At 64.1% G+C, this 25,482-nt stretch carries 20 protein-coding genes, 1 tRNA gene and 3 pseudogenes; 16 read left to right on the forward strand and 8 right to left on the reverse strand.

Annotated features, from left to right (window positions below; translation table 11 throughout):
* Window positions 1-4 precede the first annotated feature (4 nt).
* From G6N66_RS09510 to G6N66_RS09565, 12 genes are all read left to right on the forward strand, one after another.
* Entirely contained in the window at window positions 5-1,087 is a 1,083-nt protein-coding gene (locus G6N66_RS09510; RefSeq protein WP_085231647.1) for an NAD(P)H-dependent amine dehydrogenase family protein, read from the forward strand.
* 25 nt (window positions 1,088-1,112) lie between these two features.
* Window positions 1,113-1,781 carry a hypothetical protein gene (locus tag G6N66_RS09515; protein ID WP_085231646.1) on the forward strand — a complete coding sequence of 223 codons (669 nt, stop codon included), beginning with the start codon at window positions 1,113-1,115 and terminating at the stop codon, window positions 1,779-1,781.
* Window positions 1,782-1,875: 94 nt separating this feature from the next.
* Window positions 1,876-3,126 (forward strand): long-chain fatty acid--CoA ligase, encoded by a 1,251-nt coding sequence (locus tag G6N66_RS09520; protein ID WP_139825079.1) that lies wholly within the window; start codon window positions 1,876-1,878, stop codon window positions 3,124-3,126.
* Entirely contained in the window at window positions 3,123-3,905 is a 783-nt protein-coding gene (locus G6N66_RS09525) for an SDR family NAD(P)-dependent oxidoreductase (RefSeq protein WP_085231644.1), read from the forward strand. Before G6N66_RS09520 ends, G6N66_RS09525 begins: the two co-directional genes overlap by 4 nt.
* A gap of 181 nt (window positions 3,906-4,086) precedes the next feature.
* Window positions 4,087-5,370, forward strand: a complete 1,284-nt coding sequence (locus G6N66_RS09530) for an MCE family protein (RefSeq protein WP_085231709.1) — start codon at window positions 4,087-4,089, stop codon at window positions 5,368-5,370.
* Window positions 5,367-6,395: an MCE family protein gene (locus tag G6N66_RS09535; RefSeq protein ID WP_085231643.1), complete on the forward strand. Its 1,029-nt coding sequence runs from the start codon at window positions 5,367-5,369 to the stop codon at window positions 6,393-6,395. The genes G6N66_RS09530 and G6N66_RS09535 overlap by 4 nt, the downstream gene beginning before the upstream one ends.
* Window positions 6,395-7,492: an MCE family protein gene (locus tag G6N66_RS09540; RefSeq protein ID WP_085231708.1), complete on the forward strand. Its 1,098-nt coding sequence runs from the start codon at window positions 6,395-6,397 to the stop codon at window positions 7,490-7,492. The genes G6N66_RS09535 and G6N66_RS09540 overlap by 1 nt, the downstream gene beginning before the upstream one ends.
* Window positions 7,489-8,937, forward strand: a complete 1,449-nt coding sequence (locus tag G6N66_RS09545; protein ID WP_085231707.1) for an MCE family protein — start codon at window positions 7,489-7,491, stop codon at window positions 8,935-8,937. The genes G6N66_RS09540 and G6N66_RS09545 overlap by 4 nt, the downstream gene beginning before the upstream one ends.
* Entirely contained in the window at window positions 8,934-10,292 is a 1,359-nt protein-coding gene (locus G6N66_RS09550) for an MCE family protein (RefSeq protein WP_085231642.1), read from the forward strand. The genes G6N66_RS09545 and G6N66_RS09550 overlap by 4 nt, the downstream gene beginning before the upstream one ends.
* Window positions 10,293-11,933: an MCE family protein gene (locus G6N66_RS09555; protein WP_085231641.1), complete on the forward strand. Its 1,641-nt coding sequence runs from the start codon at window positions 10,293-10,295 to the stop codon at window positions 11,931-11,933.
* A gap of 59 nt (window positions 11,934-11,992) precedes the next feature.
* Complete coding sequence (locus tag G6N66_RS09560; RefSeq protein ID WP_232079259.1) at window positions 11,993-12,478, forward strand: Rv2253/PknI dimerization domain-containing protein; 486 nt, start codon at window positions 11,993-11,995, stop codon at window positions 12,476-12,478.
* 95 nt (window positions 12,479-12,573) lie between these two features.
* On the forward strand, window positions 12,574-13,350 hold the full coding sequence (locus G6N66_RS09565; protein WP_263988192.1) for an alpha/beta fold hydrolase: 777 nt from the start codon (window positions 12,574-12,576) through the stop codon (window positions 13,348-13,350).
* Between the two features lie 380 nt (window positions 13,351-13,730).
* Here G6N66_RS09565 and G6N66_RS09570 read toward each other — a convergent pair whose 3' ends face one another.
* Window positions 13,731-15,374: a GMC family oxidoreductase gene (locus G6N66_RS09570; RefSeq protein ID WP_085231639.1), complete on the reverse strand. Its 1,644-nt coding sequence runs from the start codon at window positions 15,372-15,374 to the stop codon at window positions 13,731-13,733.
* Window positions 15,375-15,536: 162 nt separating this feature from the next.
* The gene (locus G6N66_RS09575) at window positions 15,537-16,667 is read right to left on the reverse strand and encodes a spirocyclase AveC family protein (protein WP_085231638.1); all 1,131 of its coding nucleotides are present in this window, start codon (window positions 16,665-16,667) and stop codon (window positions 15,537-15,539) included.
* A 143-nt stretch (window positions 16,668-16,810) separates the two neighbouring features.
* Between G6N66_RS09575 and G6N66_RS09580 the strand changes: the two genes are divergently transcribed.
* On the forward strand, window positions 16,811-17,296 hold the full coding sequence (locus tag G6N66_RS09580; protein ID WP_085231637.1) for a MarR family winged helix-turn-helix transcriptional regulator: 486 nt from the start codon (window positions 16,811-16,813) through the stop codon (window positions 17,294-17,296).
* A gap of 490 nt (window positions 17,297-17,786) precedes the next feature.
* Window positions 17,787-17,885 (forward strand) — tRNA-Ser (locus G6N66_RS09585).
* A gap of 179 nt (window positions 17,886-18,064) precedes the next feature.
* On the opposite strand, the gene G6N66_RS09590 is transcribed toward G6N66_RS09585, so the two are convergent.
* The 4 genes from G6N66_RS09590 to G6N66_RS09605 all read right to left on the reverse strand — a co-directional run bounded on the left by G6N66_RS09590 (window position 18,065) and on the right by G6N66_RS09605 (window position 22,893).
* Entirely contained in the window at window positions 18,065-18,613 is a 549-nt protein-coding gene (locus G6N66_RS09590; protein WP_080671408.1) for a TetR/AcrR family transcriptional regulator, read from the reverse strand.
* A gap of 270 nt (window positions 18,614-18,883) precedes the next feature.
* Window positions 18,884-19,840 (reverse strand): CbbQ/NirQ/NorQ/GpvN family protein, encoded by a 957-nt coding sequence (locus G6N66_RS09595; protein WP_085231635.1) that lies wholly within the window; start codon window positions 19,838-19,840, stop codon window positions 18,884-18,886.
* Window positions 19,837-21,567: a nitric oxide reductase activation protein NorD gene (locus G6N66_RS09600; protein ID WP_085231634.1), complete on the reverse strand. Its 1,731-nt coding sequence runs from the start codon at window positions 21,565-21,567 to the stop codon at window positions 19,837-19,839. Before G6N66_RS09600 ends, G6N66_RS09595 begins: the two co-directional genes overlap by 4 nt.
* Before the next feature lie 6 nt (window positions 21,568-21,573).
* Entirely contained in the window at window positions 21,574-22,893 is a 1,320-nt protein-coding gene (locus G6N66_RS09605) for a TetR/AcrR family transcriptional regulator (protein WP_085231705.1), read from the reverse strand.
* Between the two features lie 624 nt (window positions 22,894-23,517).
* Between G6N66_RS09605 and G6N66_RS09610 the strand changes: the two are divergent.
* Window positions 23,518-23,931: pseudogene (locus G6N66_RS09610) on the forward strand (SDR family NAD(P)-dependent oxidoreductase); the annotation flags it as partial.
* A 37-nt stretch (window positions 23,932-23,968) separates the two neighbouring features.
* Here G6N66_RS09610 and G6N66_RS29345 read toward each other — a convergent pair.
* Window positions 23,969-24,229, reverse strand: a complete 261-nt coding sequence (locus tag G6N66_RS29345) for an alpha/beta fold hydrolase (RefSeq protein WP_232079261.1) — start codon at window positions 24,227-24,229, stop codon at window positions 23,969-23,971.
* A gap of 241 nt (window positions 24,230-24,470) precedes the next feature.
* Window positions 24,471-24,851: pseudogene (locus G6N66_RS30360) on the reverse strand (alpha/beta fold hydrolase); the annotation flags it as partial.
* A 141-nt stretch (window positions 24,852-24,992) separates the two neighbouring features.
* On the opposite strand from G6N66_RS30360, the pseudogene G6N66_RS09620 reads away from it, so the two are divergent.
* Window positions 24,993-25,435: pseudogene (locus tag G6N66_RS09620) on the forward strand (SDR family mycofactocin-dependent oxidoreductase); the annotation flags it as partial.
* Window positions 25,436-25,482 lie beyond the last annotated feature (47 nt).

Consider the following 25,482-nt stretch of genomic DNA (forward strand, 5'->3'; position numbering starts at 1 on the left):
CGCCATGACCTACCGAATCATCCAATGGGGCACCGGCAATGTAGGTATGCACGCGCTGCGCACGATCGTCGAGCGGCCCGACTTTGAGCTGGCCGGTGTGCGGGTCTACAACCCCGACAAGGTCGGCGTCGACGCGGGCACGCTGCTCGGGCATCAGCCGATCGGTGTATACGCCACCGATGACGTCGAGGTGATCGTGGGCACTGAGGCTGACTGCGTCTGCTATTCGCCGCTCGGCGGGACACTCGAGGGTGGCCATAAGGCGTTGGACGACATTTGTCGCCTCCTGGCATCCGGTAAGAATGTCGTCTCTAGCGCCGTCGAAGATCTGGCCTACATCTCGCCGGACCTAGCACTACCGGGTGCTGGCCCCGACGCCTACGAACGCATGACCGAAGCGTGCGAAGCCGGGCGGACGTCGTTCTTCCATGTCGGCATCAATCCGGGCTTTGCGATGGATCTATGGCCAATGCAGCTGACCCGGCTCTGTCGGCGCATCGACACGTTGCGGGTCACTGAGGTCGTCGACATGAGCCGCTACACATCAATTCACATGGTGCGCGATGCGCTGGGCTTCGGCCTGCCTCCCGATGCACCCTCGGTGGTCGACGCTCACCTCAGCAAGGTCTACCAGTCGCCGTTTTACCTTTCGATGCGAATGCTTGCAGACTCGCTAAGCGTGCAGCTCGAGGAGGTGCGCTACCACCGCGAGGCAGCGGTTACCGACCGCGATATCTCGATCGCGGCGGGCAGTATCGGCGCGGGAACAGTCGCGGCGATGAAACTGCACTTCGACGGAATCCTGCACGGACGGGTCGTGATTGCGTTCGAGCTGATCTGGCGGGTCACCGACACGGTGGCTCCACAGTGGCTCGCCGGTGACAGTCGCTGGGTTGTCCACATCGACGGTGACCCGACGCTGGATTCGGAAATCGTCTTGGCCACAAGCGAAGACGCAGGCCGCGCTGTTTCGCTGGCCGTTGCCACGCTGCTGTTGAATTCCGTTCCCACGGTGTGCAAGGCCGAACCCGGGCTCATCAACAATTTGACACTGGCGCCTCACGCCGGCGGCTATTTCCCAGCTTGACAGACACGCCGACGGAGGTGGCTTGATGCTGTTCGTGCACGACGTGCATGTCGTGGCCGGCAAGCACGAGTTCGAATACGAAGACGCCGTCCGCGACGAATACCTACCTGCGGTGGCCGACGAGGACACCCGCCTGCTGTGGTACCTCTACGCCACTCACGGGTCCGGAAACGCCTACAACATCGTCACGATCACCGCGCTGCGTGACGCGACAGCTTGGGACCGGCTGGTCGAACGGCTGCGCTACGGAGACCTGAGCGAGTGGTCTACCCGGATGGCGAAACTGCGATACGGCTTGTACAGCTCACTGCTGGTGTCGACCGAATGGTCACCCCTGGCGACCCTCGAGTTGGCCACCATCCCGGCAACACCGGCCGACCATCCGGTAGCCCTGTATCGCGAGCACAGCCTCTCCGGGCCGGGCCTCGCCTCGACGCTGGCTGCAGCGGCGTCCCAGTCCGGCAGCGGTGACGACGTTCTGACTGTGATCGCGGGTTTTCGGCCAGCCCTTGGTAATGACAGCCAGGCGCAGGTTCTCTATCGAATCACCGCCGATAACGACCGGTGGGTGAACGCCTTTGGAACCGACATTGGCTGGCGGGATTGGTCAGGCTCGCTCACGCCGACCCTGCCCGCCGGCGTCACTGGTTCTGGCCGCACGCTGCGGACCACGACTTGGTCACCACTGCAATGAGGAGCGCACCAATATGACGACGGCTTGTGAACAACTTCTGAAGTACGCCGAGGACCCACAGTACTATCGGGTGCCGCGCAGCGACCTCGAGCCGTTGTGGATCGCGGCCGCCAACGAGCGTTTGGCGGAGCAGCGTGAACGAATTCCGGTGCTGGCGCGCCTATCTGATGACCTTGCGATCAAAGAGATCCAGTCACTATCCGATCTGATTCCTCTGCTGTTCGCCCACTCCAACTACAAGTCGTACCCCGAAGCCTTCATCGACAAAGGCCGCTGGAACCTGATGAATCAGTGGCTCGACACAGTGTCGTCGCAACGCGTCGAGGGTGTCGATATCGATGGAGTCAACGACCAGGACGACTGGATCGAACGCCTACATGCCAAGGAACATTGGGTCTACGTCACCAGCGGCACGACCGGCAAGAACTCTTTCCTGCCCGCCACCCGGGGCGACCGGGACTTCTCTTTGCGCATGCTCGATACCTCGATGGACTGGACCTACGGCGTCGGACGTCAGGACCGCGCAATCTTCGTGCTGGGCCCCAAATACGGACCGCACCGCGCCGCCAGTCATTTCCGCCGCATCGCCGAGATCTATGGACGGCCAGATGCCACCTTTTTCTTGACCGAAGACAAGATGAGGTTGTCCGAGGTCAGCCGAATGGCGGTGCTGCGCCGCAAAATAGCCGCCGGCACCGCTATGCCAAGCGAGATCGCTGCGCTCGAGCGCGACACCGCGGTGCACCAGGAGCAGATGGCCGCACGCCTGGATGAGTTGATCGACAAACTCATCGAGTACCGGCGCGAGCCGATGGTGATCGGGGGGTTCTGGGCGCAGTACTGGACCATCGTCGAACGTGCCCGGGCGCGCGGTATACCGCCGGGCGAGTTTCACTCCGACACCCGTATCACCGGCGGCGGCGGAAACAAAGGCGCTGCAATGCCGCCAGATTTCAAGGAACAGATCCTCGAGTTCTTCGGCATCGATCCAGCCAATGTGCAAAGCGGATACGGGATGTCGGAACTGTCGACGGCTCTGCCTGGCATCGACGGGCGGTATCGGCCGATGCCCTGGGTGATCCCGCTGATCCTCGACGACAGTGGCGAGCAGCTCCTTGAACCGCGCGAGGACCGTGCCGAAGGGCGATTCGCGTTCTTCGATGTCGCGTTGGAAGGCCGGTGGGGCGGGGTGATCACTGGAGATCGGGTCACCGCCGATTACTCCACCCCCAATATCAGCGTGGTGGCCGACAGCATCGTGCGCTACAGCACCGTTCACGGCGGCGACGACAAACTGACCTGCGCCGGCACCATCGACGCCTACGTCCGCGGCGTCATCGAATGACCGGCACCATCCTCAAGGACAAGTCGGTGGTGATCACCGGCGCGGGCTCTGGCGTCGGTCGGGCCTCCGCCTTGCTCTTCGCTCGTGAAGGCGCCCAAGTGGTGTGCGCCGACCTGCGCCAGCTCTGGGCCGAGGAAACCGTGCGACAAATCGACGACGAAGGCGGCACCGCGATTGCGGTCGGCTGCGATGTCGCCGCGGCATCCGCCGTAGCAGACGCGGTGGCAACCGCGGTCAACCAGTTCGGCCGCCTCGATGTGATGTACAACAACGCTGGCATCGCCTCCCCGCGCATCGGAATCATGTTGGAAGAGCACACCGATGAGGATTTCGACCGGCTGGTCGCGGTCAACGGCAAAGGCGTGTTCCACGGCTGCCGGGAGGCGGTCCTGCAGTTCAAACGCCAAGGCGGGGGAGGCGTGATCGTCAACACCGCCTCAGTCGCCGGCATGGTCGGCTGGGGCAGCGCTGTGTACGGCGCCACCAAGGCGATGGTGATCCAGCTCACCCGGGCACTGGCGGCCGAGGCAGCCGCACACCGCATCAGGGTCAATTGCATCTGCCCCGGGGCCATGGTGACCAACTTCGGGCGACCCGAAGCCGAGGCGTTCCAGGAGATCGCCCCCGAGTTGCTGGAGGGCGCCAAATCCGTGCATCCCCTTGGCCTGCTGGTCACCCCCGAGGATTGCGCGGCCGCGGCCCTGTACCTGGCGTCGGACGCCTCCCGCAACGTGACCGGCCTCGCGCTGCCCATCGACGGCGGATACCTGAGCAAGTAGGGGAGGGGGCAGCAAACCATGCAGGGCAGCTCGTTTCGCGCCGCGGCAAGTCCGGGGGCAACACCGGGTCAACCCCGTTGTGGGGGATGCGGCCCGACGCGGGCTCGGCTGCCTTATCCGGCCAGGCGACACAACACATCGGGACCGGGCCGCGGGCCCGGGGTGATTGGGGGTGGTCACGGTGGCCAGCTTCCCATCAGCTAGCAGTGCACCTGGGGGCCGTCACGGCCATGTCGCCGCAGTTCCCAGGGCGCCGGCCAGCGGTGAATCCCATGGGAGACAACGTAATTGGCGGGTGCTGGCGGGTGCAGTCACCGTTGCGGCGGCTCTGGCGATCGTGGCGGTCGTGGCGGTTCAGTTTCGTGGCGGCTTTAGCTCCAGCGCGTCGGTGACGGTGGTGTCTCCGCGGGCCGGGCTGGTGATGAATCCCGACGCCAAAGTCAAGTTGCACGGCGTCCAAGTCGGCAGGGTGGCGTCGCTGGCGACGCTGCCGGACGGTCGGGCAATCCTGCACTTGGCGATGGATCCCGGCCAGCTGCAATACATTCCCGCCAACGTGCGCGTGAATATCGCATCCACGACGGTGTTCGGAGCGAAATTCGTACAGCTGGTGGCCCCCGCCCAGCCGTCACCGGAGACCATGCACGCCGGCCAGGTACTGGACGTCGGGCAGGTCACCGTGGAGATCAACACGGTTTTCCAAAAGCTCGTGGCGGTGCTGTCGAAGATCGACCCCGCCAAACTCAATGAGACGCTCGGTGCGATCGCGGCAGCAGTCAATGGACGTGGTCACGAGATTGGCCAAATGCTGTCGGATCTCGACGCGTTCCTGGCGAGGTTGGATCCGAGTCTGCCGACCCTGGACCACGACCTTGCAGTTGCGCCCGCGGTGCTCGGCGCCTACGCCGACGCCGCTCCGGATCTGCTCGCGGCGGTCGCCAACGCCAGCCGGATCAGCCAAACCGTGGTCGACGAGCAGCACAACCTGGACGCGTTGCTGAGCGCCACAACGGGGCTGGCTGACATCGGTCAGGACGTGCTGGCAACCAACAGGCAACCACTGACCGACGTGGTGCACCTGCTGGTGCCCACCACCGATCTGACCAATAAGTACAACCAGGCCCTCTTCTGCATGATGGGCGGATTAGTGTTGGCGGCCTACCAACCCAACCCGGTGATGCCCGGCGCCATGGTCGACGCGAGCTTCACACTGGGCCACGAACGCTTCCGCTACCCCCAAGACTTGCCCAAAGTGGCAGCAACCGGCGGCCCGCAATGCGTGGCAGGGCTCCCCAACATCCCCTACGAAGCCCGCCCGCCCTACGTCGTCGCCGACGTCGGCTACAACCCGGCACGCTACGGAAACCAGGGGATCCTGTTGAACTCTGATCGCCTCAAAACGTGGTTGTTCGGGCCGTTACCCGGGCCACCGCGCAACAGCGCACAGATCGGGCAGCCAGGATGAGGCGGCCAGTGGGCGGCCCGTTGGTCAAGTTCGGGATCTTCGCACTCGTCATGACCGCGTTGACCACTTTCCTGTTCATGATCTTCGACCAGTACCGCAGCGGCGCGACCAACGCATACTCCGCGGTGTTCAGCGACGCGTCACGACTCAAGCCCGGTGATTCGGTGCGGGCGGCCGGAATACGGGTCGGGACTGTCAACAGCGTCGCCCTACGCGGCGACCGCACCGTTTTGGTGGATTTCGACGCCGACCGCGACGTGGCACTCACCACCGGAACCAAAGCCGCGGTGCGCTACCTGAACCTGGTAGGGGACCGCTATCTCGAACTGGCCGATGGCCCCGGCTCGACACGAATCCTGGGCCCTGGCGCACAGATTCCCCTCGACCACACCGCGCCGGCGCTCGACATTGACTTGCTGATCGGCGGGCTCAAACCGGTGACCCAGGGCCTGAATCCTCAAGACGTCAACGCCTTAACGCAATCGCTGCTACACGTGTTGCAAGGCCAAGGCCAACCCCTGCAGTCGCTGCTGGCCAATACGTCGTCGTTCACCAGCGCCTTAGCCGACAACGACCAAGTCGTCCAGCAGCTCATCGACAACCTGAACACCGTCGCGGCGACACTGTCCAGCAACGGGAGTCAGTTCTCCGCCACAGTGGACCGCTTACAGCGGTTCGTCTCTGGGCTGGCCGCCGACCGCGATCCCATCGGCGCGGCCATCGAATCGTTGGACAACGGAACCGCCTCGCTGGCAGATCTTCTCGCCAACGCCCGCGCACCGCTGGCCGGCACCATCAACGAGCTCAACCGACTGGCCCCGCAGCTGGACCTGCACAAAGACCACATCGACGCCGGACTGCAACGGGAACCCGACAACCTACGCAAGCTGGTGCGCCTGGGCGCCTACGGCAGCTTCTACAACTACTACCTGTGCGGCGTGCAAATCCGGGTGACTGACCTTCAGGGCGCCACCGCGGTATTTCCTTGGATCAGGCAACAGACCGGAAGGTGCGCCGACAACTGATGCTGAAGTATCGCGGATCCAGACTCATCAAGCCCGGCTTCATCGGAGCCGTGTTGATCGCGCTCGTCATCGCTGTGGGACTGCAGCCCGAGCAGTTGACAGCGTGGGCGACCGCGATCCGATACCAAGCGTTGTTCACCCAAGCCGGCGGGCTGGACGCCGGCAACGACGTCACGGTGTCGGGGATCAAAGTCGGCACAGTATCCGATGTCACACTCGACAACGGCCAAGCCCTAGTGCGCTTCACCATCAAAAGTACGGTGGCACTAGGAGATCTCACCACCGCCCACATCCGCACCGGATCACTGCTGGGAAAGCGGGTGTTGACATTGGAGCCCGCCGGCGCCGCCCGGTTGCGCCCATTGGAGGTCATCCCGACCTCACGCACCTCCTCGCCCTATTCGGTGACCGAGGCGGTCGGTGACCTCACCACCGATATTGCCGGCACTGACACCCAGACACTCAACCAGTCCCTGGACACGCTCTCGGCCACCATCGACGCGATCGCCCCGCAACTAGGCCCGACCTTCGATGGGGTCACCCGGCTGTCGCGGGCTCTCAACGCCCGCAACCACACTCTGGGCGAGCTGTTCAAAAACGTCCGCGAGGTCAGCGCCGTCCTCTCGGCGCGCAGCGCCCAGGTCAACACCTTGATCCTCGACGCCAACGATCTGGTGAACGTCCTGACAGATCAGCGTCGGGCCATCGTCGAACTGCTCGCCAACACCTCGGCAGTAGCCAAACAACTGTCCGGCTTGGTTCACGATAACGAAGCAAAGCTGGCACCCACCCTGGACAAACTCAACGCTGTGATCGCCGTGCTGCAAAAAAACAACGACAACATCGCCAAATCCCTACCCGGGTTAGCCCAATACGAACTGACCTCCGGCGAACTGGTGTCCAGCGGCCCCTACTACCAGGCCATGATCGCTAACCTGGGCATACCTGAACTCCTCCAACCATTTTTGGATTATGCATTCGGATTCCGCAGGGGCACCAACGCCGGCCAACCACCCGATCACGCCGGACCGCGCGCCGAAATACCTTTCCCGGTCAACGGAATCCCCAAACCCGGCGAACGGTGGGGCGGCCAATGATCACGCGCAACCGGGTCGCCCGGGTCGTTGCCGCCGTGCTGGTCGCATTGATCGGTGCTGCGACTTTGCTCCTCGTGCGCGAAACGTTCTGGCGCCCCACAACAATCAGCGCCTACTTCGTGTCCGCAACAGCGATCTATCCCGGCGATGACGTCCGCGTCGCCGGGATCAAAGTCGGGCGCATCACCTCCATCCAGCCCCAGGGCTCACACGTCAAGATGACTCTCACCGTCGAGCATGGCGTCCCCGTCCCCGCTGATGCTAAAGCAGTGATCGTGGCGGCCAATCTGATCTCGGCGCGATATGTCGAACTGACCCCCGCCTACCGACGCAGCGGCCCTACCTCAGGGGGGCCCACGATGCCCAACGGGGCTGTGATCCCGACCGAACGCACCGCCGTGCCCGTGGAATGGGATCAGGTCAAAGACCAATTGATGCGGCTGGCAACAGAATTGGGACCCAACAGCCAAGTTTCGACACCCTCGATCGCGCGTTTTATCGACAGCGCAGCCAACGCATTGGGGGGCAACGGCGACAAGCTGCGCCAGATGCTGGCCCAGCTTTCAGGTGTAGGACGGATCCTGGCCGACGGTAGCGGCAACATCGCCGACACCATCAAGAACCTCCAGACCTTCGTGACCGCGCTTCGCGACAGCAACCAACAGATCGTGCAATTCCAAAACCATTTCGCCACGTTGACCAGCGTGCTCAACAACAACCGATCCGACCTCGACGCGGCGCTGACCAACCTTTCGCAAGCCGTCGGCGAGGTCCAACGCTTCGTCGCCGAGACCCGCGACAAGACAAGCGAGCAAGTCCAGCGGCTGGCCGATGTGACGAGCAACCTTGTCGCGCACCGCCAAGATATCGAGCAACTCCTGCACGTCGCGGGCACAGCGGTGGCCAACGGCTACGCCGACTACAACCCCGATACCGGAACCATCCTCGGATCGGTCTCGCTCAACAACTTCAGTAGCCCAACGCAATTCCTGTGCGCGGCGATCGGTGCGGTCGAAAACACCACAGCGCCCGAGACGGCCAAACTGTGCGGGCTCTACCTCGGTTCTGCGCTGCGCCAATTGAACTTCAACAACATGCCGATCCCGTTCAACCCATATCTGGCACCTGCACCGCACAACCTGCTCTACACCGACCCCAGCCTGGCCCCCGGCGGCGGCGCTCCCGCCACGACCGAACCTCCGCCGGCGGTGTCGGCCTACACCGGACTCAACGGCGATCAACCCCCACCGCCGGGCTGGAATCGACCCCCAGCACCGCCAGGCCTATATGCACCGACGCCGGCCTTCCCCTACCCGGCGCTGTATCCCGGAGCCCCTCCTCCCACACCGCCCAACGTGGAGAACATGCTGCTCCCCGGGGTAGCCGCACCACCGGGACCGCCCACACCGCCCGGGCCGCCCAGCGAAGGGACCCCACCGTCATGACCGCTAGCTCACGCACGCGCACCCTGCTGGGCCTGGGCACCCTGGCGGTACTGACAGTCACCGGCTGCACCTTCCACGGCCTGAACTCGCTTCCGCTGCCCGGCGCGGTCGGAAACGGCCCGAATGCCAACATCTATCACGTCGAAATCGCCAACGTCGGCACCCTGGAATCCAATTCCCCGGTCATGATCCACGACGTCATCGTCGGCAGCGTCGGCAAGATGACATTTCAAAGCTGGCATGCCGACGTCGAGGTCCGCGTCAAACCCGGCACAGTCATCCCCGCCAACGCGGAGGCCACCGTCGGGCAGACCAGCCTGCTGGGATCGATGCACCTCGAGCTCGATCCGCCCGCTGACCAGCCGCCGGCCGCACCACTGAAACCGGGCGCCACCATCCCGCTGAGCAAATCATCGTCCTACCCCTCCACCGAGCAGACGCTGGCCTCCCTGTCAGCAGTCGTCAACACCGGGGGCCTGGGCCAGGTCGGCGACATCATCCACAACTTCAACACCGCACTGTCCGGACACCAGGACGCGGTGCGCGATCTGATCACCCGCCTCGACCGCTTCGTGACAGTACTGAATAACCAGCGCGACGCCCTCGTGGCCTCCATCGAGCAGCTCAACCGGCTCACCGCCACACTGGGCGGACAGCGCGACGTGATCACTGAGGCGTTGCGCAAGTTGCCGCCCGCGCTCGAGGTTCTCATCGCTGAGAAACCGCGCATCATCAACGCGCTGAACAAGCTGCGAGTATTCGCCGACACCGCGGCGGCCGTGGTCAACGACACCCAGGCCGATCTGGTCAAAAACCTGAAAAACCTGGAACCGACGATGCACGCGCTCGCTGATGTCGGACCCGGAATCGACGATGCGCTCGTCGAATTCCTGGTGTTTCCATACGGCCAGAACCTCATCGACCGTGGACTCAAGGGTGACTACATGAACCTGTTCGCAGTCGGCGACATCACGGTGCCCAGGCTTAAAAAGACCGCCCTGCTGGGCACCCGTTGGGGCCTGGAAGGCGCACAGATTGTGCCCGCACCGGGAGACCCCGGCTATGACTGGTACTACACCAACAATCCGCTCTATGTCGGCGTGCAGTCGGTGCCGCCCAGCGGCGTCACAGTCCCACCCCCGCCTCCGCCGTTGGGGCCGATGGTGCTCACGCCGGGTGGACCCGTGCCATCGAGCCCGCCCCCACCAAGCGTGCCGCTCTCGTTAACGCAGCCCCCGCCGTGGGCGGTCCTGCCCAATCCCGCCGCACCGCAGCCTCCTTCCGGCCCCGTGCCCGCCGCGCCGAATTCCCCTCCGGCGCCGGTGTTCCCGCCGATGGACGAAGGTGACCGCTAGATGCTCACTCGGCTCGTACGTGTTCAGCTGGTGATCTTCACCATCGCCTCGATCATCGGACTGGTGGTGATGGTCTTCACCTATCTACAGGCACCCACCTTGCTGGGCGTGGGCCGCATCACTGTCACAGTGGAGCTGCCCGATACCGGCGGCCTGTATCGCTTTTCCAATGTCACCTACCGCGGAGTGGAAGTCGGCAAGGTCACCGCGGTCAACGTGACTCACACCGGCGCCAAAGCCACGCTCTCGCTTGCCACCTCACCTAAGGTTCCCGCAGCTCTTCACGCCGACGTGCGCAGCATCTCCGCGGTCGGCGAACAATACATCGACCTGCAACCCCGCAACGACGCGCCACCATACCTACATGACGGCTCGGTCATTGCCATGGCCGACACCACGATCCCCCAAGACGTGGGGCCGCTGCTCGACCAGACCAGTGCGCTGATCGACAGCATCCCGAAAGAAAAGCTCGGCCAGCTACTCGACGAATCGTTCAGGGCCTTCAACGGCGCCGGCTACGACCTCGGTTCATTAGCCGATTCCGCGGCAAAGCTGTCCGCCGACGCCAACGCAGTCGCCGACCACAGCCGCGACCTCGTCCAAGACAGCGCGCCACTACTGGACTCACAGGCCGACACCACCGACGCCATCCGGATCTGGGCACACAGCCTGGCCGGCCTCACTGGCCAGCTCGTCACCAACGATCCGCAACTGCGAACCCTGCTGCGCACCGGCCCCGGCGCCGCCGAAGAGGCATCACGCCTGCTCGAACAGCTCAAACCCACGTTACCGGTGCTGCTGGCCAACCTGAGTTCAGTGGGCCAGGTTTTGGTGACCTACCGGCCCGACGTCGAGCAGGTGCTGGTGTTGTTCCCGCCGTTTCTGGCCAACCTGCTCTCCGAAGCCGGCGACCATAACCCCACCGGCATCGGACAAGGCGACTTCACACTCAGCATCGCCGACCCCCCATCGTGCACAGTCGGATTCCTCCCACCCAACCAATGGCGTTCTCCCGCTGACACCACCGTGATCGACACCCCCAAAAACTTGTATTGCAAGCTGCCCCAGGACTCACCGCTGGCTGTGCGGGGGGCCCGCAACTATCCTTGTATGGGCAAACCCGGCAAGCGGGCACCGACCGTAGAAATCTGCGACAGCGACAAGCCCTACGAACCCCTGTCCATGCGTGAACACCTCCTAGGGCCCTACCCGCTGGATCCGAACCTGCTGGCACAAGGCGTGCCGCCCGATGACCGCATCACCGAGCGCGACCACATTTTCGGCCCCGTAGAGGGCACACCGCCGCAAACAGCGCCCGAGCCGGGGGCACCACAGCAGCCTCCGCCAGGGGCACCGCTTCCTGCGGAACCACCCGAGGGTGCCAACAGCCCCGCGCCCCCGGCCGGTGCGCCCTCACCGGCGCCTATCCCGCCGACCGACACCGGCGGCGCCGCCCCTGCAGCGCCAAGTGCGTTGCGCAGCAACAGTTCTCGCCACCAGCCCTCGCTAGCCTTCGCCCAATACGACCCTGCCAGCGGAACCTATGTGACACCTGACGGTCAGACCTACCGGCGATCGGACCTGGCCACTCGAGAGGCGGCCACAACATGGCAAGACCTGATATTGCGACAACACACATGAAAACACCGGCGCGGGAACCCCAAAGCACACCCAACCGAGCACTATCGGCCACGATTGCGGTGGCCGCGGCCATCGGCACCGCGGTAGTGATGGCGCCGCCCGCCGGGGCGGCCTTTTGCGACCCGCCACTCAACGGAACCTTCGCAGCAGTCTCCGATGGGAAATGGGCCAAGACCAACGACGTGTTTCACGACGAGGCACCGGTCAACAGCACATGGACCGTCAGCACATCATGCACCGCCGATTTCCCTAACTGCGCTGGACAGGTCGCCAGCAGCCAGGGATGGAGCGCGCCGGCGATCTGCCAAGCCGGCGGGATGTGGTACGTACGACGCCATCTCGACCACTGGGAACGCTGCGGTGATGGCACCGACGCGCCCGGCGACCAACTGTTCTACTTTTCGCCACAGTTGTCGGGCGCATCAAGCTTTTCTGCTGTGGCAACCTTCTATGGCCTCGATAGGACGGTCGGCCCCAGCGGGGGATGCGGCATCAACAAACCCCTGGTCATCGAAATACCGTTCCAGCTGACCAAGATCGGGTGATCCGTGGTGGACCCCGTCTACGCCCAGATCGGTGTGTGCCGCGTACCGCCGCCACTTCGCGGCCCACGGGCCAACCATCAACTTCTGGCCACACCGTGAACGCCGAGAACACGACCCGCCTTCATGCAGAGACAACCGGAATCACATTTCCCGGTCTTGTGCTGATCCACGGTGCCATGCATGCTGCCGACTGCTGGGATCTCCTTACTGCCGAGTTAGCGAAAGCGGCCCCGGCGTTGCGTGTGCTGACTGTGGACCTTCCGGGCCGCCGCACCAAACCCGGCGACCTAAACAATGCTCGGATAGCCGACTGGGCTGACTCTGTTGTGGCCGACATCAACGCCGCGGGATTCGGTGATGTTGTGGTGGCGGGGCATTCGATCGCCGGTCTCACCGTGCCGAAAGTCATCGCAAAGCTAGGCCCCGAGCGAGTATGCGAAATAATTTTCATTGCCGCCGTCATTCCCACCCAGGGATGGTCGAGTCTGTCCAGGGTCCCCGCGCCTTTGGTGCCGCTCACCCGCTTGGCGGCATCTGCTGGCAAACCTATCCAGATGCCCGGTGCCGTTGCCCGACTTGTGTTGTGCAACGGCATGACACGCGCGCAGCGTCGGGTCGCGTTGTCGAAACTGCACCCGGAGTCCTCGAAGATCCTGATCGAAGCTGTCGATCGAAGCGACATGCCGACCACGGTGCGCCGCACCTGGATCATGACGGGAAAAGATCGAACGTTGTCGCCGCGCCGACAGCACGACTGCATCGACGCATTAGGCGGCGTTGACACACTGCTGTGCATCGATACGTGCCACGATGCCATGATCAGCGAGCCGAAACGCCTTGCCGCGATCCTGGCCGAGCGATGCAGGCTCTGAACACCGATATCCGAATGGCCTTTTGCAAGCAGTCCGCCGCTGCTCGCGGGCCCACCGCTTCGATCAGCATCAAAATCCCCCGGCGGGGAGTGGCCCTCGCAATTTGATAAGCCGTCTGCCTGATCCACGTCCCGTTGCAAGCCCTCTCATCTGGTGAAGCCACTCCACGTCAACGACCAAGATCACCGCGTGCTAGCTTGTTGTAATACGTTGTACTTGAACGGAATAGGAAACGCGCAGCGTGTGTCAGTAACACGCCAAATTCAATCTCGCCGTATTCCTCCGGATCGAGGCGTCGACCCCCATCGACATGGCACGGTGGCCGCCTTCGGCGGCTGCTCGGCGTCTATCTAGCAGACCAGCTGTGCAACTGACGGGCATCAAGTGCCGATGATCAGTTCGGCGGCCCGCTCTCCGATCATCATCGACGCAGCATTGGTATTGCCGCCGACGATGCTCGGCATGATCGATGCATCGGCCACGCGGAGTCCTTCCACGCCGCGTACTCGTAGTGTGGGATCGACGACCGCGCGTTCGTCGGTACCCATTCGGCACGTCCCGACTGGGTGATACACGCCCGAAGCGTTTCGACGCACGAATTCCGCGAGGTCGGCGTCGTGGTGATCGGAACCGGGCAGCATCTCGCGTCCGACCTCCTGTGCGATCGCCTGGTGTGCCAACGTCTCCCTGACGAGCTCCATGCCGGCGACCAGGGTCGCCAGATCTCGGGTTTCGGCCAGGTAGTTAGGATCGATCAGGGGAGCGGTGAATGGATCTGTGGAGGCCAGTCGCACGGTTCCTCGGCTGTCGGGATAGATCATCGTGGGCATGAGCGTCAGGGACGGTGACGAATCAGGCAGGTGCATGCCGGGCTGGTCCTGATTCTCGGGATAGCCCATTGGAAGGATGAACATCTGCAAGTCCGGAACGTCGGTGGCCGTCCGCATTCCGCTGTCGACAAAGGCCACGGCCTCGAACGGAGTGTGCGCTAGATGCGTCGATCGTGGCCGTACACATTCACCAATCGCTGCCTTGGCGAAACTCAGCGGCGATGCGCTCCGCCCGCCGGGTGCCTGGTAGGACATCGGCACAAACAGATGATCGTGCAGGTTGTCACCGACCGGAAGGTCAGCTATCACCTTGATCCCATGTTCACGTAAGTGGGCGGCATGGCCGATGCCGGAGAGCATCAGAAGTCGCGGTGAACCCAGCGATCCGGCGCTGATGATCACCTCGCGGCTCGCGTGTGCAGGACCCAGTGGTCGCCGGTTGCGGCCCGCGACCAACTCCACGCCCGCGGCGCGGCCGTCCTTCACTATCGCGCGGGTAGCGGTGGCTCCGGTGAGCACCCGCAGATTCGGCGGTGCGTCCCACAGGTACCCACGATCGGTGCCTGCTCTCCGGCCGGCGCGCGCGCTTTGCTGTATCGGCGCCACCCCGGGTTGCCGCGCACCGTTGTAGTCGTCATTCATCCCGACCCCTGCGGTCGCCGCCAGCGCGGCCATGTAGCTTTCGGTGACACTCGCCAGGCCCGTGGCCCGTTCCACTGCAATCGGGCCCTCTCCGCCGCGCAGATCGCTGGGACCGTCCTCGAAACTCTCCAGCCGTCGGAAGGCCGGTAGCACCTCGGAGAATCCCCAGCCTGTCGCCCCGTCGGCCGCCCAGTCGTCGTAGTTCTGCTGATTCCCGCGCACAAATGCCATCCCGTTGATCACGCTGCCGCCGCCGAGGATCCGGCCGTGAGACTGGGGAAGCTTGCGGCCCTTCATATGTCGTTGCGGAACGCTATAAGCCGGCCAGGTGACCAACCGCTGTAGGGCCGTGACCGCGTGGATGGCCCCGCACATGCCGGGGACCGTGACCAGTGGGCCACGCCGCTGGCGTCCCGACTCGATCAGGGTGACCGCGGCGCCGGTGTCGGCCAGCCGGCGGGCCACGATCGCCCCTGCGCTGCCCGACCCCACGACGACGTAGTCCGCCGGTTCCGGCTCGGCAGAATCCTTGGTCGCCCGTGCTCGCTTCATCCAAGACCTCCGTTGACACACCAGATTAACTTCAGATTCTGAACTATTTGCTATGCGCTAACACAGAGCGGCCACCGACGGGCAAGGATGCAAAGTCATTGCCATGTCCAGATATTCGACGGGGAGGATCAGTGAACGCCTCACTTTGGGGTCATCTGAAGGTCACTGGGGATTGCAGCGGTCGGATTTCACGACGATGTCTGCCGGCCGGCCTTCAGGTTGAGCGATCTGCCACGAACTGGCCTCACCGGCGGTGAATGGTCCTGGGGCTCCTTGGGCTTGGTAGTAGCCGCGCGGATCCCAGGTCTTCGCCTGTGGGTACGGCCAGGGGCAGGCGACGGTGGACGCCGCGCCGGTCGCACGTACCAGCCAGAACGCAGAGCTGAAACTGATCATCGCAATATTCAGGACAATCGCCATCACCAGAAAGGTAGCCAACTTGGGGTGACGAGCATGCAGGCGCAGGCGCTGGGCAATCTTTTCAGCCTGGGATCTTCCGGTGTCGTCGCGATAGAGCAGAATCGACGCGGGGATCATGACAATCGTGATGATCCCGCTGGCCATCAACAGCGGGAACTGACTGTTCTTGCCCGCATCGATCGAGCCGAATTCGATGACGTGGCTGTAGGTGAGGAACTGGGCGCGGGTCAGAAGGATCTCTTGGGCAGCATCCCAGATGACGCCGATGACGAACGTCAGCACCGCGATCGAGATCAGCGGGTGGCGCCAGACGAAGGCCCCCGGGTCGCTTCGTCGTTGAATGGCCCGCAGGATCGGCATGGCCAGGAAATACGGGACGAGGATGTAGGGCGCGTAGATGAACGAGGTTAGTGGCTCGATAACCGGAGAGATGTTGAGCCACGGCCAATCTCGGGGAAAGTGCCAGAGATTCGGGTTGTAGACCAGGCCGATTGCCCAGTTGTTGATCGGGTCCCACCAAAACAGTGTGCTTGTGGCGAGGACCATGAGTACGATCGGATGTCCGGGATGTCGCCGCCAGGCCAGAACCGACGCGACGATGGTGCCAGCGGCGAGGAGAACACCCAATATCTGCCCCCACGTGATCCAGTCGAAGGGGTATAGCAGCGGCGTCACTGCAGGTGGCTTGCCCACGCCGTCTGGATTCCGGTTCTCGGGCGATGACGGTCCGTGCTTCTCTGCGGTCGCCAGAATGATGACCGCCAGCGCGACTGCGGCCACCCAACACGCGAGCGCCTTCAAAGGCGCAATGGCGCGTGGCTGCACGGTGCGGTCGGCGACCGTGGATTCGTGGGCACGAATTGATGGCTTCACGGTGCTCCGCAATGTTCCCCGCGACCTTTGATGACGCGTGAGGCGAACCTCGCCTCAGGTGTACAGTAAACCATATAATTCAGAAAATGAACTAGTTGTCTGCAGCCGCTGCTAGAAGGCGAGGCCGGGTATGGTTTGGTGTCGTGACCGACACCATTGGGTCTGCCGACGACGCCGACATCGTCGACTTCCTCGGTGCCGTGATGGACGTCCAGCGCCTGCTTTCGGCCCTCACCATGCCGGTGGCGCGCGAGTACGCGATCTCTGAACGCGCTCTGGGCATCATCTTTCTGGTTCATGCCGGGCTCGACCGTCCCGGTTTGCTGCACGAATATCTCAACGTGTTGCCAAGTACGATCACCTCGGATATCGCCGCGCTCATCGCCGCGGATCTGCTGCGACGCACACCATCGAATACCGACAGACGGGTCGCCCGAATCGAGGTGACGCCGCGAGGCGCTATGGTGCAACAGGAATCATTACGTAAGCTGCATGAGTTCTTCCGCGGGAAGGTGGCGGGCGTGGCTCTCACGGAACTCCATAACTGCATCGCAACGCTCCGCAAGCTCAGCGGCGTTCCCCAGTCGCCGGTTCCCAATCCGCTGCGTAAGACTGGCAACGCTCGCTGAGCGAGTCCCTCAGGTCAGAGGCGTTTCCCGCGGCCGTACTTCGATAGCATCTTCCTCACCACATCCGACCTCGCAGCCGGCCCGCCGACTGCCCTGATCTTCTCTCCGCGCAGGAGGGTCGCTTCACCTCCGCTGCACAGTCGGCCCTCAACCGAGTCACATTTTGCTGATTGGTTTGGCACGGCATCGGTGTGCGCGGACCCAACCCCGCCGAGATAGACGCGGTGCGCACATTGCTCGCCAGCATGCACCGCATCGCGGCCGCGGACGGTGACGAATCGGCGCTCGCCATCGAGCGTGTAACAGCGCGAACGTGGCTGCGATCGTTCGACCATGCCGAGGTCGAGAGCCGCCGCGAAGCGGTCATGATTCACAATCGTCAACAGTTAGGTAGTTCGCCGGCCGCTCGTGCCCACGGATCACAGCTTGGATTTCATCCGCTCCGCATCCGCCGCGCCGTTCGATTCGCCTGTTCTGAACCCCAAAGATTGGTCCAGTTCGTCCAGCTTGACCAGCATGAACGCCTGGCTTCTGACTTCGCCTCAGCTTCACACGCGGAAGGTCGCTGGTTCGATCCCAGCCGGGACCACTTCGAGACGGTGCAGGTCAGGTGCGCATTTCTGTGACCTTGGTGGGCTTGAGATGGGGCGAATATCCGCATTCTTTCCGTATCTGGCGGCGGATGATCGGCGGAACATGCGTCTGGACCTGCCGTTTCGCGCCGGGGGTTAGCGGAAGGTCATGCGGGGGGTCGTAGGCAGGCGGCCGTCAGAAGCCGGCGAGAGCTTTGCGCAAAGCGCGGTCTAACTGCTGGTGAAAGGGCGGATCTGTCAAGGAGCTCGCGGTCAACCACAGATCGAGGACGTATTTGACTGTGGCTAAACATGTATGGACCAGAAGTGATGGGTCCATGTCATCGGAAGCGTTGACACCTAGACGTAGGCTTACTCGTTCGATGAGCGTCGAGCGATCGCGATCTGTGATCAGTGTTGTTGTGGTCAATAGCTGAGGCGTCGTCGAGAACGCTTGACGCCACATTTCGCGGTTGGGGTCGCCGGTGGCGTGGGCGTGGGTGACGAAGACCTGAATCAATGCTTCTACAGTCGATTCCGTAGCGGGTCGGTTGCTATAGGCCGCGACGATCTCGGCCATGGCCTCCCTGACGGGTTCGACTAGCAGGCCTTCTTTGCTGGGCGCGTACCGGTAGTAGGTGCTTATTGACACTCCCGCCGTGGCAGCGATCTCTTCGGTTGTCACGGTGTCGAATCCGCGTTCGGCGAAGGGTTGGTGGGCGGTGTGTCGGATGTGGGCGAGCAGTTGCGCGCGCCGCCGTTCCCGAAGTGACTAGGTCGGAGCTGGCGGCACTGATCACCTCGGAGAATCGCAGAGCAGACGTGGTATTGGTGTGACTCATCGTGTGTGGTGGGGGCTTGGGCGTCGAACGGTCATGGCCGGCCAGCAGATTCATCGCGGCGTCCGCGGTGACTGTCTCAGGTGATCGGCTCGGCCGCACCTTCTTAGGTCATCGCACCTCCTTCGGCGTTATTGCCGGTCACCCGAAGATATGTTCTGCGCCGCCCGGCCGTGCTAGACGTTTTCGTTGAGGTAGACCTCGATCATCTGGATGAGTCCGTTGGTGATGGCGGGATCGTCGCTGAGGGGTCCGGCGATCGCGGCGCGTGCCGCTATGGGTGCGGGCAGGCCTTGGGCGATCAGGCGGCCCGCTGCGATGAGCACCCGCGTGGACGCCACTTCGCGCAACCCCCCGGTTTCCAGGCGCCGGATCGCTTGACCGAACCGGACAAGCTGTGCGGCGTGGTCGCTGCTGATTCCTGCTTCGGTCGCGACGATCGTTTCTTCGATGTCGGCGTTGGGGAAGTCGAACTCTAAGGCGACCATGCGTTGCCGCGTGGAGTCTTTGAGATCTTTGAGGACGCTTTGGTAGCCCGGATTGTAGGAGACCACCAGGCCGAACCCGGGTGCCGCCGCCAGGGTGACGCCGAGCCGTTCGACGGGGAGCTGGCGGCGGTGATCGGCTAATGGGTGCAGCACGACGGTGGTGTCTTGGCGGGCCTCGACGACTTCGTCGAGGTAGCAGATGGCTCCTTCGCGCACCGCGCGGGTTAGCGGCCCGTCGACCCATTGAGTGTCTCCGCCGACGAGGAGGAATCGTCCGACGAGGTCGGCGGTGGTGAGGTCGTCGTGGCAGGCGACGGTGATCAGTGGCCGACCCAGGTCGTGGGCCATGGCCTCGACGAAGCGGGTCTTGCCGCATCCGGTCGGACCTTTGAGCAGAATCGAAAGGCCTTGCAGGTAGGCGGCTTTGAACACATCTTCTTCATCACCGACGGCGACATAGTAGGGACGGGCAGCACTGTCGCCGACGTCGGCGCGGGTCGATTCACCGTTGCCGGCGGTGCCGGCGGCCGCCGATGGGGCCACTGCGCCCTCGGTGCTGGCAACGTGCAGCCGCCCGCCGTCGTCGTCGTGGTCGGGTCGGGCGGAGACGTCGGTCAGGTGGCGGGGGTCGGTGGATCGCGTCATGCGCTTTGTGTCCGTTCTGTTGAGGTGACGTGCTGAACCGGGCGGGTGGCATTAATCAGGCGGCGGCGCGCTTCTGCCGAGCGAAGCGCGGACCGAAACAGGGGTCCGACAACACCTTTGAGATCCTCGGGGCGTGCAACGGTGGCGTGGGCGGTGCTGCCGAAGACGTGGCGCAGCGCCGCGACGTCGGTGCTGGCGCCGATGGTCAGACACAGACAGCCAGTGCCGCGGCGGCGAGCCTCGGCCAGCGCGCGGCGAGCGTCGGCGGCACCGTAGTCGCGTTCGTATCCGTGGTCGTAGGCCAGGCCGTCAGAGATCACCACGAGCAGTCGGCGCGGCGTGCCGGCGTGTTTTTCTACCACCGCTGCGCCGTGACGGATCGCGGCGCCCAGCCGCGAGAAGGCGCCGGGAGTGATGGCCTGCAGCCGTTGCATGGTGCGGGTGTCGAGGTGATCGTCGAAGCGTTTCACCGGTGTCACCTCAACCATGGATCGACCTTGAGAGGCGAACGCATACAACGCGACTCGGTCACCGAGGTCGTGCAGCGCCACGGTGATCGCTGCTGCGGTAGTGCGCTGCTGTTGATGTACGGTCTGACCGTGCGTTCCCGGTTCGGCGGTGGATCCAGAGACGTCGAGCAAAACCAACACCCCCAGATCGCGTCGGCGCCGCAGGGTATCGAGGTAGACCTCCTCGCCCGAGGGCGCTTCGGCCCGTGTTTCCACTTGGGCTTCCACCGCCGCGTCGATGTCGATGTCGTCGCCTTGGGCCTGGCGGCGCCACCGTTGCAGCCCGACCCCGAGGCGTGCCAGCGGCTTACGCAGCCCGATATCGCGTGCGATGTGCGCGGCCGCACCGGTATTCGGGGGCTCGATCTCGTGCACCGTGCACCACTGCGGGCGGTAGCGGCGCTCGCGCATGTTCCATTCGGGATATGTCGCGCCGTGCGGGGCGAAGGGATCGTCAGTCTCGGTTGCCGATCGTGCGTTGGAAACCACTGCAGTGCTGCCCGTCGCGCCGGCCCGGGTGCGATGCGTCGGTGTGTCAGCGCCTGGTTGGCCGCCTCCGGACAGCTGGCGCACCACGCTGAGCATGCGTGCCAGCAGTTTGCCCAGCACGCCGCCACCGCCGACCGGGCTGGTGAACGGGTCTTGCATTTCCTGGTCGTCGGCGATGTCGTCGTCGGCCAGTTCCTGGAGTTCTTTGTCCTGTTGTCGTCGTGGGGTGTGCTCGCCGGCCGGGCCGGGCCCGTGGTCGGCGCGTTTGTCGACGACGACCTTGCGGGGACGTAGGACGCCGAAATCGGCGGGCGGGTCGGGTATGGGTTGGCGACTTAACGCGATGTCGAGTGAGGCGGCCGGCGAGTGAGTGCGCGAGGCGAGGTCGCCGTCGATGAGCGTGCGCACTGCCGGCGGCAGCCACATCTGGTTGGCGGCCAGCGCGCGGTGACCTTCAATGGCCAGGTAGCGGCGCACCGCCGCGCGATGTGTGCTCAATGTGCGGGTGATCGCGGGTTGGAGGCTGTCGGCCGCGATCAGACAGGCTTGAACGGTGATCGCGGTGAGTCGAGCTGTGGGCGGGCTGTTTGGGTCGACGAAAATCGTGCGCATGTCGGTCCAGCACGGCTGACCGGGCTCTGTCGCGGCGACGGCAACCGGTTGCCCTGACAGCGCTGAGGCCAGCATCTCTAGCTGTGGCAAGGGTGTGGCGGGGCGATCGGGTGTCATCTGGTCCTATGTCCGTGCCGGGCCGCGCGTCGGAGTCAGGCTGCGGTCGGCGATGCCACGGATCACGGTGTCGCGGGCCAGGCGCAGCGCCGCCCGTCTACCCAGGCGGTGGACGAGGTTTTCGGGTATCCACAAGACGCCCATGACGCAGCGCGCCAGCATCTCTAGCGATGATGTGTGCGCCTGCAGGTCGTGTGACCGGATGCCCTCGCGCAGCAGGCTTTCCAGTTCGGCCAGTCGCTGGGCGAAGGCCAGGCCTGGTTCTGGTGTGTTCGGCGGGTGCTGGCGCAGCCACGCGAGCTGAATCTTCCACTCGTGGGGGAAGCGGTCGATCGCGTTGATGTTGACCCAACTGAGCGCATCGAGCTTCTCGACCGCGGTGGCGTCGCTGGCCAGGACTTCGGCGAAACCTCCGCCGGCCTTGCGTCCGAACGCCTCGATGATCGCTCTGAACAACCTGTCTTTGGAGCCGACCACCGAGTACACGCGGGCAGGACCCAATGCGGTGGCCTCGATGATGTCGCGCATCGTGGTGGCCTCATATCCGCGGCGACCGAATTGTTCTCGCGCCACGGCGTGGATGTAGGCGGACTTGCCGGTGACCTCGACATGGCTGTCCTCACCCCACGAGCCGATAGCCTTTTCGGCGGCGGCGAAGGCGGGCGAGGAGTCCAGTTCGTCATCTGTAGGCGGCCGGCTGCTCAGCCCTGTCGTCATGATTCGGCACAACAGGGCGGCGACATCCTCGGCGGCGGCGGTGTGGCGGATGACGTCGAGCCCGACGTGCATCAGGCTTTGGCAGATACGATCGGCCAGCGCCGATATGGCGACACCTGATCGAAGCAGACCGTTGGCCGCGCCGGCCGCCAGTATCTGGGTCATCGTGTATTGCAGCGTCGTGGGTCTCGCGGACAGAAGCCGGCTCAGTGACGGGTTGGCGCTGGCAGCCTCGAAGAATGACATCTGCAATGCGGCCGGGTGGCGCGCCGCACAGCGCGCGATGGCTGAGCCGAAGTCATAGAACCCGGCGGGGAATGGGCTGGCCTGGCGGTGGTCGGTGTCATCGAGCGCCGCCTTTGCGACGCCGTCGATGTCGGCGCGAAAACCCTGGACCAGTTCGAAAAGCAACTCTTCTTTGCTGCTGAAGTGGTGGTACAGGCTGCCCGCCAATATGCCGGCGGCTGCGGCGATGTCAGCCAACGAGGCGCGCGGGCCTGCCGAGGCGATCACCGATTCGGCCGCCTGCAGGATCCTGGCACGTGCCGTGCACTGGCGGGCCCAACAAGTGTCCGCCGGCAAGCGGGGACCACTATGCGGTGGTGACATCGGTTCGGCCCGGCGGGGCTGAGCCGATCGCATGACGCGGGCGCGGGTCACCATGACTGACACTCGATAATGTCTGCAGGTCTGTTGGCGGCGCCGGGTGCGGCTGATCTCCGTCCGACGTTGTTGTGGCCGGCGCCGAATCGACCGTGCTCTCGCGGCGTGCGACCACGCGTGGTGCCGATGAATTGCCAAGGCAAGCATCGGGTGGCGAATCGGAGCAGGCCTGTCATGACGGCGAATCCCCAAGAGCGTCGGCGGGTGCGGCAGGGCGGCAATGTTCCCTGGGCGCAACGCGAACCCGACAGCTGCTCGACCCGGTCGGACCCAAGCTCATCGAGGAGCTACCGACGAGACATGAGATGGCCACCAGCTCAGCGGACACCTCTAACCGGCCGGTCGAGACACGCGGGCAGCTTAGCGACATCGCTCGTCCTCTCCGTCCCGACCTATTGTGGTGCAGTCTGACTCCAGAATAAGATCTGGTGCTAGATTGCACCAGATCAGTTGGGTTGGTCAAGGGACCGCAGCCAGACGCCCAGTCACCGCTTCCTGCTCTTGGTTGATGGACCGGCCTGCAGGTTAGCCGTATCACGTTGATAAGCAACCGAAGTGGAGGAAGATCCTTTGTCCGGACGTCTCGACGGCAGGTCGCCGTCATCAGGGGAGCTGCCCGCGGCCAAGGGCGCGCGCACGCCGTCGCCATAGCCAAAGCGGGCGCCGACATCGTTGCCCTCGATATCTGCCGGGACGTCCCGAGCAACCCCTACCCTTGGCGACACCCGACGACCTCTCTGACACCGAACGATCGGTGAAAGAACTTGGGCGGCGCGTGGTCGCGCGGATCGCCGACGTGCGTGAACGCCACGAACTGCGCGACACCGTCGAGGCCGCTCTGGCCGATCTCGGCAGGATCGACGTCGTCGTCGCCAATGCCGGCATCCTGCCGATGGCGGTGGGCAACCCCGACCCATGCATTTCGTCGACGCCTCCGACGTCGACCTGGTCGGCGCGATGAACACCGTCGCGGTCACCATGCCCGCTACCTGTGGGTAGTGGGTCAGTTTGAAGTTATTGGCTAGTTGCGCGGCCTTGGCCCGAGATCGTCGAGAATCTCTTTGGCCATGACAACGGGGAGCAGGTGACCGGTCGCGGGAACCGCCCTCAGCGTGCTGTTGGGCAACAGGCTAGCCAAACGACGTGCATGTTTCATCGGCACCAAGGTGTCCTCTTCCCCTTGCCAGATGGTGACCGGCTGCTGGATCTCGGGGAGGTCGAAACCCCATGAGCCGAAGTAGTGACGGTACTCTTCGACCATTCCCTGTACGCCGCCGCTCATCACTTCGCGATGCGTCGCCAGCAGGGATAGGGGCGGCGGGTTGAGTGCTGCGCCATCCCGGCTGCCTGCTAGGTGCGGGAGGACCCACCCGAGCACGCGTGGCGGTACACGGCGTATCAGTTGCAGCAGCGCCGCAAGCGGCCCACGGCGCCCATCGGGCGGCCGGGATGAGCAACTCATCGGGCAAGAACCCGATCTCGAAGACGTTCCTGAGTCGCTCCAGGGGAGCCATCCCGTCGATGGTGGCGACCACGCGTACTCGCCCGGGCATCGCCGCAGCGCACGCCAACGCGAAGGGGCCTCCGCCCGACCAGCCGGCGACGGCGAAGTCATCTAGAAGCAGCAGGTCAGCAACCTGAGCCACGGTGTGCCCCCACTGGCCAACCGAGGCCATGCTCCATAGGTCGCTGCGCCCAATGCCCGGTCGGTCAATTGCGATGATTTCGGCACCACAAGAACGCGCCGCCTCGTCCATCACCGTGGCGTCCATACCGCAACTGAGTCCGCCGTGGTTCCACACCAGGGGCCACCCACCAGGTGACCCAAACCGCCACACACCCACGCGACGCGAATCGACCAGCACGGTCGAACCCGAATCGGTACCCCCGTTGTTGCTCTGCATTGATCGCCCCTCCGAAAGGTCACCCCGCCGCACCGTTCTCGGCTATTGCACCAAATATCTGTTCCGCGCTAGTGGTATTTCCCTGCACATGTTGGCGACTAATGATCGCGGCTTGGTGCAAAGGTCTAGTCGAGTAGCGCGCACTTGTGCGACGGCGCCTCCATCATCGTCACCGGTTCCACCGCCGGCATGATCCGGGGCGCCACCGACAACCCGACCATTGGCCCCGGTGGGGCGGGCTACGCCTGGAGCAAGCGCGTCGTCATGGAGTACGTCGATGAGATGTGCTTGCACCTGGCGCCGCGGATGATCCAGATCAACGCGATCCACCCGACCAACTGCAACACCCACCTGCTGCAGAATGATGGCATGTACAGCATGTTCCGCCCGGATCTGACCCAAGCGGGCAAGAAGGCCACCCGCGAGGACGCCGAACCGTTATTCACCCTTTTCCGGGCCATGCCCATTCCCTACGTCGAACCCGAAGACATCGACAACCTGGGCGTGTTCCTGGCCGCTACATCACCGGCCAACACATCCGCGTGGACGCCGGGTCCCTGCTGAAGTGGCCAAACGGGCCCGGCAGGTGGGACGTGCCCCCTGAATGCTTGACCAATGGACCCGGTGTGGT

Source organism: Mycobacterium conspicuum, from assembly GCF_010730195.1.
In the GTDB taxonomy this organism is placed as follows: domain Bacteria; phylum Actinomycetota; class Actinomycetes; order Mycobacteriales; family Mycobacteriaceae; genus Mycobacterium; species Mycobacterium conspicuum.